The organism is Salicibibacter cibarius, from assembly GCF_016495725.1.
GTDB lineage: Bacteria > Bacillota > Bacilli > Bacillales > Marinococcaceae > Salicibibacter > Salicibibacter cibarius.
Map to the genome: position 1 here is coordinate 633,032 of NZ_CP054705.1, position 19,864 is coordinate 652,895.

15 protein-coding genes and 1 pseudogene are annotated in these 19,864 nt (G+C 42.0%); 13 read left to right on the forward strand and 3 right to left on the reverse strand.

From position 1 onward, the window contains the following. The first annotated feature begins 6 nt into the window (after positions 1–6). A complete protein-coding gene (locus HUG15_RS03325; protein WP_200127009.1) occupies positions 7–930 on the forward strand; it encodes a DMT family transporter in 924 nt (307 codons plus the stop codon). Positions 931–1,394: 464 nt separating this feature from the next. On the opposite strand, the gene HUG15_RS03330 is transcribed toward HUG15_RS03325, so the two are convergent. Then, complete coding sequence (locus tag HUG15_RS03330; protein ID WP_211202333.1) at positions 1,395–1,667, reverse strand: hypothetical protein; 273 nt, start codon at positions 1,665–1,667, stop codon at positions 1,395–1,397. A gap of 74 nt (positions 1,668–1,741) precedes the next feature. Beyond that, a complete protein-coding gene (locus HUG15_RS03335) occupies positions 1,742–2,029 on the reverse strand; it encodes a hypothetical protein (protein ID WP_200127013.1) in 288 nt (95 codons plus the stop codon). 951 nt (positions 2,030–2,980) lie between these two features. Here HUG15_RS03335 and HUG15_RS03340 point away from each other — a divergent pair. The 5 genes from HUG15_RS03340 to HUG15_RS03360 all read left to right on the forward strand — a co-directional run bounded on the left by HUG15_RS03340 (position 2,981) and on the right by HUG15_RS03360 (position 7,263). Continuing rightward, a complete protein-coding gene (locus HUG15_RS03340; RefSeq protein ID WP_200127015.1) occupies positions 2,981–3,295 on the forward strand; it encodes a hypothetical protein in 315 nt (104 codons plus the stop codon). 101 nt (positions 3,296–3,396) lie between these two features. Next, a complete protein-coding gene (locus tag HUG15_RS03345) occupies positions 3,397–4,386 on the forward strand; it encodes a tripartite tricarboxylate transporter permease (RefSeq protein ID WP_211202334.1) in 990 nt (329 codons plus the stop codon). A gap of 201 nt (positions 4,387–4,587) precedes the next feature. After that, positions 4,588–6,138 carry an IS21 family transposase gene (gene istA, locus HUG15_RS03350; RefSeq protein ID WP_200123701.1) on the forward strand — a complete coding sequence of 517 codons (1,551 nt, stop codon included), beginning with the start codon at positions 4,588–4,590 and terminating at the stop codon, positions 6,136–6,138. After that, the gene (gene istB, locus HUG15_RS03355) at positions 6,135–6,917 is read left to right on the forward strand and encodes an IS21-like element helper ATPase IstB (RefSeq protein WP_200123700.1); all 783 of its coding nucleotides are present in this window, start codon (positions 6,135–6,137) and stop codon (positions 6,915–6,917) included. Before istA ends, istB begins: the two co-directional genes overlap by 4 nt. 28 nt (positions 6,918–6,945) lie before the next feature. Next, the gene (locus HUG15_RS03360; protein WP_200123699.1) at positions 6,946–7,263 is read left to right on the forward strand and encodes a hypothetical protein; all 318 of its coding nucleotides are present in this window, start codon (positions 6,946–6,948) and stop codon (positions 7,261–7,263) included. Between the two features lie 152 nt (positions 7,264–7,415). Here HUG15_RS03360 and HUG15_RS03365 read toward each other — a convergent pair. After that, a pseudogene (locus HUG15_RS03365) lies at positions 7,416–8,790 on the reverse strand (IS4 family transposase); the annotation flags it as partial. A gap of 549 nt (positions 8,791–9,339) precedes the next feature. Here HUG15_RS03365 and HUG15_RS03370 point away from each other — a divergent pair. The 7 genes from HUG15_RS03370 to HUG15_RS03400 all read left to right on the forward strand — a co-directional run bounded on the left by HUG15_RS03370 (position 9,340) and on the right by HUG15_RS03400 (position 19,828). After that, positions 9,340–10,329, forward strand: coding sequence for a substrate-binding domain-containing protein (locus HUG15_RS03370; protein ID WP_200127018.1), 990 nt, complete (start codon positions 9,340–9,342; stop codon positions 10,327–10,329). A 528-nt stretch (positions 10,330–10,857) separates the two neighbouring features. After that, entirely contained in the window at positions 10,858–11,871 is a 1,014-nt protein-coding gene (locus HUG15_RS03375) for a TAXI family TRAP transporter solute-binding subunit (RefSeq protein WP_200127020.1), read from the forward strand. A 40-nt stretch (positions 11,872–11,911) separates the two neighbouring features. Next, complete coding sequence (locus HUG15_RS03380; protein ID WP_211202335.1) at positions 11,912–13,861, forward strand: TRAP transporter permease; 1,950 nt, start codon at positions 11,912–11,914, stop codon at positions 13,859–13,861. Positions 13,862–13,895: 34 nt separating this feature from the next. Then, the gene (locus tag HUG15_RS03385; protein ID WP_200127024.1) at positions 13,896–16,265 is read left to right on the forward strand and encodes a xanthine dehydrogenase family protein molybdopterin-binding subunit; all 2,370 of its coding nucleotides are present in this window, start codon (positions 13,896–13,898) and stop codon (positions 16,263–16,265) included. A 224-nt stretch (positions 16,266–16,489) separates the two neighbouring features. Continuing rightward, positions 16,490–17,503, forward strand: a complete 1,014-nt coding sequence (moaA, locus tag HUG15_RS03390; protein ID WP_200127026.1) for a GTP 3',8-cyclase MoaA — start codon at positions 16,490–16,492, stop codon at positions 17,501–17,503. A gap of 4 nt (positions 17,504–17,507) precedes the next feature. Continuing rightward, positions 17,508–18,521, forward strand: coding sequence for a ThiF family adenylyltransferase (locus tag HUG15_RS03395; RefSeq protein ID WP_200127028.1), 1,014 nt, complete (start codon positions 17,508–17,510; stop codon positions 18,519–18,521). A 20-nt stretch (positions 18,522–18,541) separates the two neighbouring features. Continuing rightward, a complete protein-coding gene (locus HUG15_RS03400; RefSeq protein ID WP_200127030.1) occupies positions 18,542–19,828 on the forward strand; it encodes a molybdopterin molybdotransferase MoeA in 1,287 nt (428 codons plus the stop codon). The last annotated feature ends 36 nt before the right edge of the window (positions 19,829–19,864 follow it).

Genomic DNA, 19,864 nt, shown 5'->3' on the forward strand with positions numbered 1-19,864 from the left:
GGTCAATTGGGGATATTATTTGCTTTTTTAAGTGCGTTATCGTTTGCTGTTAGTAATATAATGGTGAAAAAAGGGATTGAGAAAAGTAGTGGAGAAAGTAACGGTTATTTTGTTGTTATTTTAATTAATGTCTTCTTACTGGGTCTTGTTTTTTTAGTTCCTCTAACTTTGGGTATGTATGAATTCGTGTTTACGTGGGATGGTTTCCTTTTGTTTGTTCTGGCCGGTTTGTTTACATCTGGTTTGGGGCGATTTGCATTATTCAAAAGCATAAATCACATAGGTCCATCTAGAGCTTCGGCCATTAAAAATGCCGCTCCAATCTTCACTATTATTTATGCTCTTCTATTACTGGGAGAAACATTAAACTTTCTATCGATTCTTGGAATATTATTATTAATTGGCGCCATTATGTTACAAGGGTTGATTATATTTTTTCAAAGTAAACAGAATTCACAAACTCAGGATGTTCATTATGATAACATGCGGGGACAGTGGTTAGGCTACTTAATTGGTATAAGCGCTGCTATATGTTTTGGCATAGGTTTAGCAATTAGAGGGCAAGGACTAATTTACCTCAATAATGCTTATTTTGGTGCCTGGGTGGGGGCTATTACTGCTTTTGTATTCATTTTCCTGTATGAAGCAGTACGAGGTAATATTGGTCATGTTCTTTATACTCATTTCAAATCTTTTAACGCTTATTTTTTAGGTGCAGGTATATTAACTAGTTTAGGGCCTCTTTTCTTCTTTATAGCCGCTAGTCACACTCAAGTATCATATGTAAGTGTAATCGCTGGAACAGAGCCCGTATTAACAATCCTTGTTAGTTTAATCATATTAAGGAATCAGGAGATGTTAACAAAATTCACCATTATAGTAGTCTTGCTCGTTTTATCGGGAACAGCAATGATCGTATTAGCGACATAGTTTAATATTTCAATGTGCCACAATAGCATTGCATTAATTAAGATTGAGTAATCAAAAGGGACATATAAAAATCAAGTGTTTTTAATGCAAAAAATCCTTTATAATGGAAAGACGGGTGGTATACTGTCCAAATCCAATATAAAGGATCTTAATATGGAAAGAATACTCTACTTTCATCATTTGGTAAATGGATAGCTCCAATAGATTTTGACCTATTATATCAGGCGCGTTGATTTACCATAAAGAAAGTTCCTTCTACGTAGGAGTCATATTTTCCCTTTCACTTAGAAATTGAGCCAAGTTATTTGCGATATCCAAAGGCAATATACCAAGGATCAATTCCCTTGCAAACTGAATAAACGTACGACGGGTTACCCTCCATTCGGGAGCCAACTGGTTGTATATAAATCGAAGGACCATGAAAACCCTGGAATGGTCAGAAGTCACACGTGGGATAGGCTCTCTCATTGGTATAGATAGACTTTTTCAGACCGAATCACAAAGCCTTTGTCATCGTCTTCAAGGCCATCGAAATCACAGATGGTGGCATAGGCCTGATCTCGAACAGACGTGACCAACTGGTGGGCAAATGAATCAGCAGCGGCCGCGTCAAGCGTCAACCCTTTGGAAGCCTCTACTTGGATCGGAAGCAGCGTATCCACCCGGAAAAATGTTTTAACGCCGGAACGTTTTCCGTGATAAGGCGCCCAAGGAAGCCGGTTTTCGCCTACAGTCATCGTTTTGGAATCAAGCGCGGCCAACGAAACCGGTAAGTCTAGAGAACGACGGGTCTCGCGATTGAAACGGGAACCTAAAACTCCAGTATCTCTTTGACGGCTTCATAGGGAAGGATGCGAGCTTTTTTCGCTAACACCGTATGAACAACGGTGTTGAGGTTCGGTTCAAATTTGAGTTTGTTCTCACTGTCACGGTAGTTTTGCCATTGTTCGCTTGATACCAGTAACCAAAAGAAAATATGATCGGGGCCCTTCCATCTTCGTCCGACCTCATCGTAGTCGTGAGAACGAAGAATAGTCTCGATTTCTTCTATCGATATAAAGGATTTAAAGACGTCTAAAAGTGTGTTAGATTGTACCATGAAGGCATCGTTCCTTTGGTAGAGTTTACCTTTATGGTAGTAGCGGTGCCTTCATTTTTTAAGTATTTTGTTTGGATAATTTTGGCTAATCAACGCGCCTGCTATTATATGAACAAGTCACCAAGCTCAAACTCGACTATTACACGAAAAAGCTGATGACCGAAGCATATTTGAAACTAATGCTTCTGGCTCACCTGGACGAATGGGACGGTCGGCATGAGATAAGTGACGCAATGGTGGATGACGATCTACAAAAAATTGGCTTTGAATCCATCAGTGTATCTCAGTTATCTTGCCGAAATAATGAGATCCCCGCAGACGTGTTAGCGAGGCTCTTTTTTCACCTGGTAGGGAAGATAAAGAGTTCCACGCCACGTTGAACACATCGATGCCGTTTATCTTGATACCCTTTTTGACGCACGAGTTGATTCCTAACTTCTTGGACGGTCATTCTGGTATATAGATTCGTCGTGTTGAAACTGCGTTTATCGGAGCCTTTTAATTTGTGGACCCGTCTCGATCATAATATCTTTGAAGCCGTTAAAAAATTTCCGTATCATGGTACCGGTATCTTTTGTTGTTTTTGGTTGTGATACCACCATTAAAACATATACAAGGGATACTTTTGTAATTTAATACCAAAAGTGACTAATTATTTTTTGGACATGCCTAAAAACACTTGATTTTTAAACTTTATATGTCTTTTGATTATTCAATTTTAATTAATGCAATGCTAGTGGCGGCTACTAAAACGTTCGGTCGTATGCTGTTGTGGTTAGACCTCTATTTTCTCACTGTTCCTGCGCTTAAACGGTGGGTCCGGTGGAATCAATCAGGAGACGGCCATATGCATATCGTGACACAAGCCAAGTCAAATGCGGTGGCCTATGAACCCCTCCCGCCCGAAAGGAAGGACGAGGGCGTCCGCGAAAGAAGGGCGCTGTCGTCAAATTGAAGGACCTCTTCAAAACCCGCGCATCCGAGTTTGAAACGGCCACCGTCACCCTGTACGGCAAGGAAGAGACTGTGCACTATCTCTGTCTGGATTTGCTATGGGGCAAAGGGCTTTATCAGGAACTACGCTTTGCCCTGGTGAACTATAACGGGCGGTTGGCGATTCTGGTGAGCGCCGACCGGACGTTTGCTGCCACGGACATTATCCACCTGTATGGGTACCGGTTCAAAATCGAGGGGATGTTCTCTGAAATGAAACAGGCCATTGGTGGATTTGGCTACCGGTTTTGGAGTAAAACCATCCCCAAGTGAACCGGTATCGGAAAAAGGACCCACTTCCTCTGGAACATGTGGTCATTGAGAAGGACAGAGGAAACATCCGCTTAACGATCAAAGCCATCGAAGGTTTCGTCATGTGCATTGCTATTGGTCTCTTGCAACTTATCGCGGTGCGCTATTCCCATCGTGTGCCAAGCTTCTTCACGGACGCTTTCGAAGAACGTCGTCTCCGAGGCCACAGTTATGGCTTATTTACGCCGATCTATTTTTCGCATGTTTGCGCGAAACCCGCATTTACCCATAATGAAGAAATTATTAAGGATACTGGTATTAATATTAAACAAATTTACTCAGGACTCAAGTTACCATTTAAATATATAAAAACTCTGTTTCAATCTACTGTATTGGGAATTGGAATTGGTTTGGTCCCAGGAGCTGGCGGATCTGTAGCTTCATTTGCTTCATATTTTGTAGCAAAAAGCACTTCCAAAGTTAAAGAAGCTTTTGGGAAGGGGACTCCAGAGGGAATTGTGGCTCCTGAATCAGCAAACAATTCCACCACAGGTGGAGTTTTAATGACTACATTAGCCTTAGGATTACCCGCAACTGTTACAACTGCAGTTTTGCTGGGTGCCTTAACTATGCAAGGTATGGTTCCTGGGCCTCGTTTTATTGAAACACAAGGCGAACTGGTATATGGATTAATCCTAGCTTGTCTTCTGGCTCAGATATTGATGCTATTTTTTGCCTCAGGTGTTGCCATGGGTTTGACTGGAGCTTTATCAGTTAAAACTGCATATTTAATTCCTATATTATTAGTGTTTTCAATGGTTGGTTCATTCGCTACTAGGAATGCAACTTTTGATCTTTGGGTGATGCTCATCTTTGGATTCTTAGGCTATTTGGTTAAAAAGTATAGATATTCGATTGAAGCTTTACTACTTGGTTTAATACTTGGTCCGCTTGCTAATCAAGAATTGGTACGTATCCTTCAAATTTATGGAAGTGACTCATTATGGGTGTTTTTTACAAGGCTCTTATCTTTAAGTATGGTAATAATCATTTTTATATTTTTAACAACTCAACTTTCGGACATGACTAACACTCGTAAACCACTGATATAAAGGGATTTAAGACTAATTCACCCTCGAGAAAGTAACGGTTTTTGAGTATTGCATTCGGTTTGTACCACCCTTGCAATCTTTTTTACCACCAAGTGCGGAGATATTTACCACTTATTGCGGAAGCCTTTACCAATACACCACCTCCTGTATACTTAATGGGCATGCCAAACGGCATGACATTAGGAATACAGGAGGTTTTTTATGTTCCCATATCGACAGATGCTGGAATTACATGACGAGGAAAGGAGTTTACGAAGTATCGCAGCTATGACCCGCCGTTCAAGGCAAAAAGTAACGGAAGTCATACGCTTGGCGGAGAAAAGAGGGTTGAAGTGTCCGCTCGATGAGGAAATGACAGATGCTTGGATTGAAGATTTTCTATATCCAGAGAAAAAGTTAGAAGCTTCTGGACGGCAAATGATTGATTTTGATTATTTGCATGAGGAGTTGGCCAAGCCCCATGTCACTTTGACATTGCTTCATGAGGAATATGTGAGGAAAGCCCGGGACCAAGCGAAGATTCCCTATGCCTATCGGACTTTTACGGAACACTACCACAATTTTGCCCAGAAGTATAAAGCGACCATGAGAATTAAGCGGAAACCAGGGGAATTGTTAGAAGTCGATTGGGCAGGTTCTACCCTATTTATCATTGATCCCGATACCGGGGAAAAAGTGAAAGTCTATGTATTTGTGGCAGCTTTACCGTGTTCTCAGCTTTCCTATGTGGAGGGCTCTTTATCCATGGATTTAGCTTCTTGGATTAAGCTTCATCAACACGCGTTTGAATACATGGGAGGCACCACCCAAATTATTGTGCCCGATAATTTAAGGACAGGGGTGACCAAGCATACCTCCAAAGAGCTGGTGTTAAACAAGACGTATGAAGAAATGGTCCGCCACTATCACTCCGTGGTCATGCCAGCACGCGTGCGTTCACCCAAAGATAAGCCGAGTGTGGAAAGTTCGGTGAACACGGTGTCGACGTGGATTATCGCTGCGTTAAGGCATGTCCAATGTTTTACGTTGGAGGAAATGAACCAAGAGATCCGAAAGAAGCTAGGGGAGTTTAACCACCGGCCCTTCACAAAAAAAGAAGGCTCTCGCTGGTCAGCGTTTATGGAAGAAGAGAAGTTCGCCCTTACTCCTCTTCCCGTTAAACCCTACGAGATGTCTGAGTGGCGAACCGCCAAGGTGCAGCCTGATTATCACATCTCTGTGAAAAGCATGTTCTACTCCGTTCCCTATGAATACATCGGAAAGCACGTCGATGTGAAAGTCTCAGATCATGTGATCGAAGTCTATTTCGATCACATGAGGATTGCCTCACATCAAACATTATATGGGAAATACGGCCAACATTCTACTGTGAAAGATCATATGCCGGATAACCATAAGCATTACGTGGAACAAACGCCGCAAAATGCATTAGATTGGGCTACAGATGTTGGGGAACATACGCTTTCCGTGGTGAAGTTCTTGTTGGAGAGCTACGGGGTTGAAAAACAAGCGCTGAAGTCTGTTTTTGCCTTAAAGAAATTGGAACGCACCTACACGGTTTATGATATCGAACGTGCGTGTAAAATGGTCCACCAGATCACGAATCGGCCTACAGTAAAAAGTATTCAAACGCTCATCAAGAACAATAAAAAAGCAGACGCAGAGAAAGCTTTCACACAGAAGCAACAGAACGTCAAAAATAAGCATGCGTTTACACGTGGGGCTTCCTATTTTGGAGGGAAAAACAAATGAACCAGCAGAATATTGATAAACTAAAAACATTGAAACTATCAGGGATGGCAGAAGCCTATGAATCTCTTTTCACGAAGGCAGAAAATAAAGAGATGGATTTTGATACATTATTCGGCATCTTAATTGACCATGAAGAATCCCGCCGGAAAAGTAATAAACTCAACCGTCTTCTCAAACAGGCAGCGTTTCCTGAACCGGCTTCAATCGAAGAGATCATGTATTATGATGACCGGAAACTAGACAAAGATTTACTCCAGCGTTTAGCCAGCGGAAGCTATATTCTGGATGGGCGAAATATTATCTTTAAAGGCGTGTCTGGAGCCGGGAAATCGTGGATGGCCGCCGCATTTGGCGTACAGGCGTGCCGACAGTTCTTCAAAGTACATTACACACGGCTTCCTGATCTATTAGAGGAATTTAAACTTGCAAAATATCAACAGGATGACAGCTATGTCAAACTCATGAGAAAGCTTCTAAAGGTAGATCTTCTTATTCTTGATGAATGGCTGCTTCACGCCTTAACCAATGAAGAAGCAGCTCTCCTTCTTGAAATCATAAACGCAAGACGTCAGGCAAAACAATCCAACATCTTTTGTTCTCAATTTGATATTGATGGATGGTACGAGAAACTGGGAGATGGCACCTTGGCAGAAGCCATTCTCGACCGAATTATTCATGATTCCTATGATATTTTCATTGACGGAAAAGTGTCGATGCGCGAACGTCTTGGTGTGCAAAAACAAACGGCAAACGATAAAGAGAACAACAATTTTTTATAAAAAACCTAGAAATGAAAGGGTGTTTAAAATGAGGGAATACATGACACTCGCGGAGACTCTCGATCTCCTACACAATTATGAGATTGACTGCGATGAATTAGATGTTAGAAAATGGATCGCTGAAGGTGAAATCGAAGCAACAGAAAATGGAGAAGATTTCAATATTACAGAGCCAGCAGTATTATCGTTTTTGGTCGATTTAAGTCGTGTTGGAACACCCTATGAAAAAGGAATTAGTGATAAAACCAAAATCGTAAGACTCGAGGAAAAAGTGGAAGAGTTACAAAAAAAGATTGATAAGCTGAAATGTGAGCTTGACTTTGAATTAGGGAGACTCCCATTTTAATGGCTAAAGATATTCCCCGCCCATGGGCGGGGAATATCTTATTTCAAGCCGTTCTTTTCATCTGTGGTAAAGGGATCCGCATTGAGTGGTACATTTTCCTGCAAAAGGTGGTAAAAAAGACCGCACAAGTGGTAAGAATTGTCCGCCGTACTCAACGGTTTTCGCAAAAATTCCGGCAAGTTATCAAACAAGCGATCCAAAAACGGCTGAATTTGCTCGTCCGTGAGCAAGTGTTCTTCCGCCAGCATCGAGCCTAAAACATCAAGGATCATCAAAAGGGCTTCAGAAAATCGAAGATCCTCTATCTCATCACAACACATGAAAAACAGCTGACCAATCGTGCGAGGATCTTCTTCCTCCCGCGAGCTCACAGCGAGCATCATGTAGCGGAGAAAAACAATTGATGTGTGCGCAGTTAACGCATCATAACTGCGGCATTGGAATTCCTTGGCCAATCTCAAGTGAGATTTGGTCACTTTGAAAAAGCATTCAATGGCCCAGCGTTTACCATAAATGCGAACAGTATCTTCTTCGGTATGATCCAGGTTCGTCGTGAGAATGGCTAACCACTGTTTCGAACGGTTACGATCACGAACAAAGATGATGCGAGCTTGAATCTCCCGTCCATTTTCATCCGAACCTAGGCCAACAAGAATGGAAGCAAGGATTTTTGCCCGGCCTCGTTTCTTGCGCACTTTTTGGTAAAGCTGGTTCAACGTATAGGATTCCCCTTCGTAGGTGTAGTGAATCTTGGGGGATCGCTTGATCATACATACGACATCCAGGGGATACTGGGTAACTACGCGTTTGATGATCGAAGGATACGCAAACCAGCTATCGAAAAGGAGCGTTTTAGCGCCAAGCTTCACAGGATTGATGTCATCCAGCAAGGTGAACAACGTTTCCGTCCCTTTCTGCAGTGCTTCTTGTCGGCGGCGGTAACCCACCGTTCGTTTGTCGATGGTCGGATTCACCTCCTGGAAACGGTTTTTTTCATTTCTCGAACTTAGCAATGAAAAAGCCAAGGGCAGAAACGTCGCACCATCCGACCAACCAAGCGTAAGCATGCGAAAACCTTTAAAGTAGGCGCCTGTGCTGTGGTCTTTGACACGTGATAGGAGTTCGACGGCTTTACTGCGATTACGGTCATAGCTCGAGTCATCGACGATCAACACACCATCGCGATCCGTCAATGGTCGGAGGTAGGTCTCAATGAGATGCGCGCTCACCAAGACGAGACATTTTCGCCAGTTATACGTTGCGCGTTTCATCAAGTCGTACACGGCATCCTTTTCCGGCGCATCCGGAAGGCGGCCGGACTCGAGCGTCCGATAAAGATTCTTCCCTTGCAGAACGAGGGAAAAGATAAATTGTACAAGAACGAGGGCAGAAAATCCTTTTTCTTTATGGATATTGGATTGGTCCAAAAAACGTACCAATTTTAGCCTGTTTGAAAAAGTGCGTCACGCGAGATTGTTGCTGGTTACCTTGATCAGAATTTGGTATCATTGAAACCACAGAAAACATCCTTTCTTTGGTTTTGGTGTGGTGCCTTTATTTTACCAAAGAACAGGGTGTTTTTTGCTTTTTTGGACAAAAAATCTGCTACAAATCCTAATTTTATAAGGGTTTACCTGTGATTTTCAGCTCCGAAAGTTGAGTTAACAATAAAAGTGGTTAGATCAAAACTTAATACTTATAAATCGAATAACCTAAAAAGTTAATACACAGAAACAAGTATGTTTTTAGTGAATACTTTGATTATATATAGTAATTGATTCATTTGTTTTGCTCTTCGGTGGGCGCCCCCGCGGGAGGGGAAAGATGGGGACATCGATTAAGATAAAAATTGATATCAAAACAGCAATGATCGTATTAGCGACATAATTATTAATTTGAAAACAATATTAATTAAAATAAAATTCAAAATTACCTTGACTTTGCGCGAGCCGTCATTTAAAGTTAGTTAGTAATAACAAACACAAGGGAGTAGAATGGGGTGTGTTTAAATGGTTAAATAGAATCTACCTCAAATCAAGTGAAACATTATTTATATAATTATTAAGGAGGCTATTAATGATGCTACGTTTAAGCTTAGCTACTGAAGATTATGACCGAGTTCGAGCTATTGCTGACCGGATTGTGAATGTACAAGGAGTCGAATTGGAAACCCTTGCATTAGAGCCGGAGGAATTGTTTTTCAGGATGTCACGTTATCAAGATATAGATATTGCTGAATTTTCATTGTCCTCTTATACATTGAGTGTATCACGAGGTGAAAGTCCATTTATTGCTTTACCTGTATTCTTATCACGCGTGTTTCGTCATGGGAATATTTTAGTCAATAGAGATGCCGGAATTGATCACCCTGAGAAATTAAAAGGGAAACGAATAGGGGTTCCAGAATATCAAATGACGGCTCCGGTTTGGGAAAGAGCAATTTTGGAACATGAATATGGTGTGGAACCAGGTTCAATTGAGTGGGTTACAGGAGGACAGGAGCAACCAGGACGAGAAGAACGAATTCCTTGGAAACCACCTACAGGAATTTCAATTGAACCTGCTAGATCAGGAAAAAGTTTGACAGAAATGCTACTTGAAGGAGAGCTGGATGGTATGCTTTGCGCCCGATTACCATCTGCGTTTGATAAAGGTGATCCTCGGATTCAACGACTATTCCCAGATTTTAAAAGTGTAGAAAAACAATATTACGAAAAAACCGGATTATTTCCAATTATGCATACAATGGTAATGAGAAAAGATCTTTATAATGAACATCCTTGGTTAGCACCAGAATTGGTAAAAGCCTTTCAAAAAGCAAAAGAAATTGCTGAAAAGAATTTATTTGAGATGGCAGCGTTAAAAACGATGTTGCCATGGCTTGTCGCAGAGGCTGAGGAAGAGCGTGAGTTTTTTCAAGGTAATTTGTGGCCTTATGGTGTAGAAGAAAATCGTAAAACGTTAGAAGCATTTTTGCAATATCACTATGAACAAGGCTTATCTGAACGTTTAGTAGAGGTTGATGAGCTTTTTGCCCCCAATACAGTTGAGCAGTCTGCTATTTAATAGCTTTGTTTACCAAAACTTCATATTACTATTGAGGTGCAAAACGGTAGTCATGTCAATTACGTGCGATTTATAACAAACATAAAAGTCAAGCATATTTCGACGGACAAAAGCTGGAAACTAGAAAGTATAAATAAGTTTTCGATGTATTTTCGAGGACAAATCCCGGGATATGGGGCTCGGTTAGTATAGGCTTTTGACTTGCTTTACCTGGCCCTTATCTTTAAGTATGATAGTAATCACTTTGGGATTTAAATCAATTAAATTGGTAAAAACAAAACATTCCTCATCTCTAACTTATGATAATAAAATCATATTCCCCATAGTGTTAGTTAGTGATAACATTCAAATTGTTCCTTGAATACAATAACTATGCGTGCTTAAGTTTGCAAATGTAGGGAAATATATAATATAAGCAACTCATTACTAAGTACGTATAATATGGTAGTGATATTGCTTATTTTGATTTGGTTTAATTGGGTAAAGTATTTCAGAAATCAAACGACATAATAAATTGGAGGGTAGATATTGAAACATTTTATAATTTTTATATTTATTTTTTTCGGATCTTTGTTATTTACAGCGTGTGAGAGTCAAGAACAGTCAACTGAGGCCGAATCGGGGGAATCTGCGAATGAATCATTTCAAACTACTATAGCAGGTGGGACAGCCGGAGGAGCATGGACTGTTTTTACCGAGGGGATAGCAGAAACTATTCGAAGCGAAAACGAAGGATCTGTAATTACAACAGAACCAGGCGATATAATAGAAAATCCACTGGCGGTAGGAATCGACAGAATACCTTACGCTTTAACTTATTCTGTGACGGCAGATGCTGCTTTACATGGAGAAGAACCTTATGATCAATCTTATGAAGATATTAGAGCTATAAGTGTTGTTATACCTACTCAGCTTTATCAATTTGTTATAAGAGCTAATGCGGATTTTGATTCTATTGATGAAATTGTCGAAGAGCAAGCTCCGGTTCGTATAGCAATTAATGATTTTGGCAGTCCGGGAGATATTGCAACTCGAACTATTTTTAATGAGTATGGTGTTACGTATGATGATATTCGTTCCTGGGGAGGTTCTATTGATCAATTAACTACGGCACAGTCCTTTGAATATATGGCTGATGGTCGTGTAGATATAGCTGCTGACATAGTGCCTGTTCCTGATTCTGGTATTGTGGAAGCTACAGCTACAATGGACATTGATATGTTACCTATAAGACAAGATGTTATTGATAGTGTCTCTGAAGATCTGGATGTATTTTTTGAAACTCTTCCAGAAGATACTTATGATTTCCTGGATGAAGATATAGATTCATTTAATTCTCCTGGATTGTTAATTACAAATAAGCAAGTATCTGAAGAAGAAGTTTATCAAGTTACTAAATCGATATATGAAAATTTAGACTATTTGTCTAATGTACATGAAGATCTCGCCTCTTTGGATGATGAGAATATCACTGAGGTGGGGGAGGTCCCACTTCACCCAGGTGCAGAAAAGTTTTATGAAGAAGAAGGATTGATAAATTGATATCTTTGGTCCAATACCTATCAGGAAGCAGGTGTTATAAGTGTTATCGAAAATGAGGATGACATTAAATGGTTGGTTTACAGAGGGATATAAGCGTGAATTAATAGGACAAAAATATAGGCTGATCACATTAATAGCTTTCTTATTGTCAGTATATCAAATTTGGTCGGTTATTTTTAGTACATTGCATCCAATGAATCAAATGTCTCTCCATCTTTCATTTATACTAATGTTAACCTACCTGATATATGGATATTCAAAAAAGACAGTATTAAGAAATGGCCCTACTGTTATGGACTATATTTTTGTTTGTCTAGCATTCGCATCTGGGCTATATTATGCTATTCATGCTGAGAGAATAGTAAACAGAGTCTCCATTATGGACCCATTAACAAATTCAGATATCTTTTTTGGTTTAATTTTAGTAATCTTGAGTATAGAGGCTGTTCGTAGAACAATTGGTTTCCCTATTGTAGTAGTGGTGCTAGTATTTTTGAGCTATTTATTATGGGGTCACCAGTTCACAGGTATTCTCTATCATAGGGAGTTCCCTCCTATTGAAATTTTGGAAGAATTGGCGTTTAGTTTTAATGGGCTTTGGGGGAATCCTATGGCAGTAGCGGCTACATTCGTATTTATGTTTTTGCTATTTGGTGCTTTTTTACAAAAATCAGGGGCTGGAAATTTTTTCTTCGATATTTCATCAGCAATAGCAGGTAGAACTAGAGGTGGTGCTGCTAAGATAGCAGTTCTAGCGAGTGCATTTTTTGGATCAATTACTGGAAGCCCAGTAGCTAATGTGGCTACAACTGGTCCATTTACTATTCCTATGGCTAAACGGATTGGATATCAATCACGATTTGCGGGAGCGGTTGAAGCTGCTGCTTCTACTGGAGGAAGCTTCTTACCCCCTATTATGGGATCAGCCGCTTTTTTAATGGTGGCAGTTACACAAATGTCTTACACTTCAATAATTGTTGCTGCTTTAATACCTGGAATTCTTTATTACGTCGCACTGATGGGTATGGTTCATTTTGAAGCATTGCGAAAGAATTTGCCCAAAGCCAGTGATGAATCGATTCCTAAGGTAAAAAAGGTATTAAAAGAAGGATGGTACTATTTCATTCCGTTGGTAATCTTAGTTGTTTTTTTAGTAAATGGTTATAGTCCATCTCTAACAGCTTTCTATGGAATATTAGCAGTTATAGTTGTCAGTTGGTTTCGTAAAAGTACTCGGATGGGACCAAGAAAAATTTATGAAGCAATGGCTGATGGAGCTAAAACTGCAATTCCTGTAACAACTGCTTGTGCAGCCGCTGGATTAGTGATTGCAGGGATAATGACCACGGGACTTGGTGGAAAATTAACAAGTATCGTCCTTGGCTTTACCCAAGGTATGCTTTTCCCTACACTGTTACTAGTTATGGTGATATGTATTATTTTGGGAATGGGTATGCCAGTGGCAGCAGCTTATGTTTTAACAGCGATGTTAGCTGCACCGGCACTTATTGAGTTAGGTGTTCCTACTTTGACTGCTCACCTTTTTATCGTTTATTTTTCCATAATTTCAGCTATTACTCCACCAGTTGCAGTTGCTGCATTTGCAGCTGCAGGGATTGCTAAGGCAAGCCCCAATATGGTAGGTTTTGGTGCTCTTAGGTTAGCAATTGCTGGATTAGTTGTACCGTTTGTGTTTGTCTTCGAACCAGCGTTACTAATGGAAGGTTCTCCGGGAGAAATTTTGTTAGCGTCTGTAACGGCAGTAATAGGTATTCTTACAATAGCTGCGGGTTTAATCGGGTGGCTTATAAAACCTGCGAATATATTAGAAAGGCTTATATTAGTCCCTAGTGGGTTAATGATAATATTTCCTGGCTTCACAACTGATTTCATGGGAATACTCTTAATTGCTTTTGTGTATATACTGCAACGTAGTCGTAAAGATATTCCATCTTTAAGAATTACTAAACAAGAGACACCTATAAAATAATAATTAGTTTTGTACATTAGAGGGAGGTTCCTATATGAATACTGTAGCGAGCAAAGAAAAATCATTTATTGGAAAATCAATTCAAAGGCGTGAAGATCACAGATTACTGACGGGTGAGGGTCAATATCTGGATGATATGAAATTTCAAAATTTACATCATGTTGCATTTTTCAGATCTCCTCATGCACATGCAGAAATAAAAGATATAAATATTGAGTATGCTAACCAGCTAGATGGTGTTAAAGCAATTTTTACCGGTGAAGATTTATATAAAGCCAATGTTGATTGTTTACCACTAATGTCTCAAGTATATTCAGGTGTCAAAGAACGTGAGAACCCGGAAGTAAAACCTCAATTTCAGAGAGCACTGGCTTATGAACGTGTTCGCCATGTAGGCGAGGCTATAGCAGCTGTTGTGGCATCTTCTAGAGCTGTAGCTGAGGATGCTCTCGATCTTATTGAAGTCGAGTATGAGAAACTAAACGTTGTTGTGGATCCAAAAAATGCATTGGATAAGAGCTCCCCACTGTTATTTGAGGAATGGGGCGACAATTCGGCTGTTTCATATACTGTTCAAGCAGGTAATGTGAATCAAGCGATTAAAAACGCGGATTATGTTTTAAAAGAATCTTTTAAAGTGAACCGCCAAAGTGGGAATCCTATTGAAACTCGAGGAGTTTTAGTAAATTGGGATTATCGATTAAATTCATTGTCCATGTGGAGTTCGACTCAAATGCCCCATCGTTTGCAAAAGTTTATTTCTGATTGTCTTCATCTTCCGGAGAATCAAATACATGTAATCGTTCCTGATGTAGGTGGCGGTTTTGGACCTAAGGCATTAATCTATCCTGAAGAAATTGCTATGGCCTACATGGCTCAAACACTAAAAATTCCCATGAAGTGGGTTGAGGATCGCCTTGAACATATGATGAGTACTGCTCATTCTCGTGATCAATTGCATGAAATTGAAGTAGGAGTAGGAAGGGACGGTATGATCTTAGGTTTACGAGATAAATTTTTGTTAGATACCGGGGCCTATAATTTATATGGGATTAACACATCCTACAATACTGCCTCACATTTACCGGGACCATATCGTATACCGAGCTATGAGTGCGAAGCCAAAGTTGTAGCAACAAATAAAGTTCCGTGTTCGCAATATCGTGGTGCTGGCCGCCCTGAAGCAGTTTATATTATGGATCGTGTTATAGATCTAATTGCCCGAGAATTAAACGAGGATCCAGCAGAAATACGTTATAAAAATTTAATTCATGCCGAGGAAATGCCATATGACACTGGTCGATTATATAAAGATGGTCAACCAATGATTTATGACACCGGTGATTATCAAGACTGTTTTAGAAAAGCCTTAGAGGAGATTAAATATTCTGAGTATAAAAAGTTACAACCGGAATATTGGCATCAAGGTAGATATATTGGTCTCGGTCTTTCAAGTTATATAGAAGGGACAGGACAAGGGCCACATGAAGGTTGTCAAATTATAATTGATTCATATGGAGATATTGTTTGTATGTTAAGTACTGCCTCTCAAGGGCAGGGGCATGAGACAACATGGGCACAGATTTGTGCTGACCATTTAGGTGTAAATATGGATCAAGTTCGTGTTATTAGTGGTGATACAAATATAGTGCAATATGGAAGTGGAACTTACGGGTCACGCAGTGCAGTGGTAGGGGGAAGCGCTATTAGTTTGGCAGCAAAACGAGTATCTGATAAAGCCAAAAAAATGGCATCACACTTGTTAAAAGTGAGTGAGCAAGATTTAGAGATTGAAAATGGCCGTGTTTTTGTGGGGGAAATACCTGACCGTGGTTATTCTTATGGTGAATTAGCGCAATGGTTACAACCAAATAAAATCCCTTATGGCATGGATATTGAACCGGGCTTAAAGGCTGAGGAATACTTTCTCCCCGAAACTACTACGTATTCCAATGGTGTTCATGCTGCTATTGTTGAAGTAGATATTGAAACTGGATTTTTTGACATTTTGAATTATGTGGTAGTTCATGATGCCGGAAAGATAATTAATCCTGTTATCGCTGATGGTCAAACCCTTGGGGGAGTAGCACAGGGCATCGGAGGTACTATCTATGAAGAAATCGTATATGATGAAAAAGGTCAGCTATTAACAGGGACCTATATGGATTATTTACTGCCTACAGCCAGTGAGATCCCCAATATAAGTTCAACTCATATGGAATCACCAAGCCCAAGAAACCCATTAGGAGTAAAAGGTTTAGGTGAAAGTGGAGCAATCAGCCCTCCTGCCTGTTTATCTAATGCTGTAGAAGATGCATTACAACCATTTCAAATAAAACTTAATAAATTACCCTTATCTCCCCAATATATTTGGGAAATGATTCATCAACGTGAGAAAAATTAAAGTCGAGGCCCGTTGCATATTCTAGGATTTTGTTTTAAAGGGACAAATTTAAATCTATAAAATCAACCAAATGAAGGGGTATTATAATTTATCCCTTCATTTGGTTGATTTGAACTAATACTATTCGTATTTCCAAAACTTGATCTCTGATATTAGAACCTCAATGGTGCGTATGGTAAAATAAAAAGTATATTATTAGCTGTATGGAAGGAAGGAGGCCTCCGATGACTGAAGATATTCATGACCAATTGTCGCGTCCCCTTCAGGATTTACGGATATCGATCATGGATAAGTGTAACTTTCGTTGTACGTATTGCATGCCGAAAGAGCTTTTTGGCGATGACCATGTATTTTTGCCGAAAGAAGCCCTTCTTTCTTTTGAAGAAATTACCCGGGCAGCGGAACAATTTGCAGCCCTCGGGGTGAAAAAAATACGGTTAACGGGTGGGGAACCGCTCCTTCGAAAAGAGGTTCCGAAGCTGGTTTCTTTCCTAACCGATGTCGATGGCATTGAGGATATTGCGCTGACGACGAACGCGGTCATGCTGCCGAAACAGGCGAAGCCTTTATATGAAGCCGGGCTTGAACGCGTGAATGTGAGCTTGGATGCCCTTGATACCGACGTATTCCAAGAGATGAGCGGGCGTAAAACGAGTCCGAATGCCGTTTTGCGCGGGATAGATGCTGCCATCGACGCCGGTCTCGGGGTGAAAGTCAATATGGTTGTCCGTAAAGGGGTCAATGACGAGGAAGTGATCCCGATGGCGCGTTACTGTAAAGAGAAAGGGCTGACGCTTCGTTTTATCGAATTTATGGATGTCGGCCAGACGAACGGCTGGGATTTTTCCCAAGTCGTTTCGAAAAAAGAACTCCATGAACGCGTATCGCAAATTGCGCCGCTTGAAGCCCTGGAACGCAATTATTTCGGTGAAGTGGCCTCCCGTTATAAATACCGGGATTCCAATGTGGAAGTTGGGTTTATTTCTTCGGTGACTGAAACGTTTTGCGGTTCGTGTACCCGGGCGCGTCTATCTGCTGATGGCAAGTTGTTCACTTGTTTATTTTCAGAAAAGGGTTCGGATTTACGCATGATTATGCGAGATGGGGCGACAGATGAAGAGATTCGTGATTGGATACGCGCGGTTTGGGAAAAACGGGAGGATCGTTATTCGGAATTGCGGACGGAAGAATCGGCGCGGAATCGCAAGAAAATCGAGATGTCTTATATAGGTGGATGAGCATATGGATCGTTATTCCAGACAAACATTGTTCAAGCCGATGGGGATAGAAGGGCAACGCAGACTGGCAAACGGCCATGTGCTGATCGTCGGGGCTGGGGCGTTGGGGAGCGCCAACGCTGAGATGTTGACGAGGGCAGGCATTGGGAAGCTCACATTGATTGATCGGGATTACGTGGAATATAGCAACTTGCATCGCCAGCAATTGTATACGGAAGCCGATGCCGTGGAGCAGTTGCCGAAAGCGGTTGCAGCAAAAACTCATCTGCAAGCCATTAACGGGGATACGGACGTACAGGCGCATATTATGGACGCGAGCGCGTCCAATCTTGAACCATTGCTTGAAACGGTCGACCTCATGATCGATGGAACAGATAATTTTGACATTCGTTTCATTATGAACGATTTAGCGGCGAAAAATGAGATTCCGTGGCTGTTCGGGGCATTTGCCGGCAGTTACGGAATGGCGTATATGGTGAGGCCTTGGGACGGGCCGTGCCTAAACTGTTTATTGGCGTCGATTCCCTCTTCGGTCATGACTTGTGAAAGTGACGGGGTTATCGCGCCTGTCGTCCAACAAACGGCGCTTTTGCAGCTTGTGGAAGCGATGAAGTGGTTGACGGGCAACCGCGCATCGGTGGAGGAGCGCCTTGTTTTTTACGATGTGTGGCGGGGCGAGCAGCAACGGATGGGTGTGAGCCGTGTGAAGAGCGACGCGTGTCCAACGTGTGGGGAAGCTCCCGTGTACCCGTATTTGTCGACAGCCGAAGATGCCAAAACCGCGGTGCTTTGTGGGCGTGACACCGTACAAATCCGTCCGGAGCAAAAACGGAGTTTTGATTTGACGAACTTGGAAACGAAGTTGAAAGCGTATGGGACAACAAAACGGAATCCGTATTTGTTGTCCTGTGTGATGGGCGAGCATCGCCTCGCTGTGTTTCAGGACGGGCGTGTCCTTGTGCATGGGACAAAAAATATTGATCATGCGCGGGAATTGTATGAAACATATGTCTTGTGAAGGAAGGGGTTTGTGCGGCGATGGTAGAAAAGCGAAAGCCGATGCCGGTGGCAGAAGCGGTACAAGCCGTCATGAATGTCGGCGGCAATGAAGCGAAGAAAGAAACGATCCCCCTCGCGAACAGCTACAGGCGTATACTAGCCGAAGACCTCGTGGCCGACCATGATGTGCCGTCGTTTGATCGCTCGCCGTATGACGGTTTTGCCATCCGTGCCGCAGATAGCGCGGGGGCGAACAGAAATCGCCCTATTTATTTCCGAGTTGCCGGGGAAATCGGTGCGGGGGAGGTATTCCCTCGTGAAGTACAAGAAGGGGAAGCCGTGCGTATCATGACAGGCGCACAAATACCTGACGGTTGTGACGCGGTCGTGATGCTGGAGCTCATTGACGAAAATAGTGAAGAGATCATCGCCATCAAGCGTGCGTTTTCCCCCGGCGACAATATTTCTTTTCAAGGGGAAGATACCGAAAAGGGAGCCCGGCTTGTTCCCAAAGGGACATCGATCGATCCCGGCGTTATCGCTTTGCTTGCCACGTTTGGGTACGCGGAGGTGCCTGTGGCAATTCGTCCGCGCGTAGGTATTATCGCGACGGGGAGCGAGCTGCTGGAGGTTCATGAACCGTTGGAACCGGGAAAAATCCGTAATAGCAACGCGTATATGATGGCAGCCCAAGTCGAGCGGGCAGGCGGGGAACCGGTGCTTTTAGGGAAATTGCCGGATGATTTGGATGCCTGCATTGAAGCGGTTTCGCGCGCTTTGCAAGATGTGGACATGTTGATTACAACCGGCGGCGCTTCGGTCGGGGATTATGATTATGTTCCCGACATTATTGAACACCTAGGCGGACATCCTTTGTTTAATAAAGTGGCGATGCGTCCGGGAAGCGTTACGACGGTCGCTGACATAGACAAAAAATTGTTCTTTGGGCTATCCGGAAATCCAAGTGCTTGCTTTGTTGGCTTTGAACTATTTGTTCGCCCAGTTCTGCGCCGGTCTCTTTTTTCCGAGAAACCGCATTTAAAAAGGACGAAAGCAACGCTCGGCAAAGATTATCCAAAACCGAATCCATTCACCCGCTTCGTGCGGGCAACGTTGGAAGAGGATGACGGACGTTTTGTGGCGAAGCCCGGCGGTCTCGATAAATCGGGATCCGTGACTTCTATCGCCGGGGCCGATGTTTTGATTGCGCTTCCGGGTGGCAGCCGCGGGTATGAGGCGGGAATGGATGTGGATATTTTCTTGCTGGAGGATCATAAAGGAAGCGAATGGCCATGGGACAGCAGTGTCGCGTCTTACAAGTCGTAGGTTATAAAAATAGCGGGAAAACGACATTAATGGAAG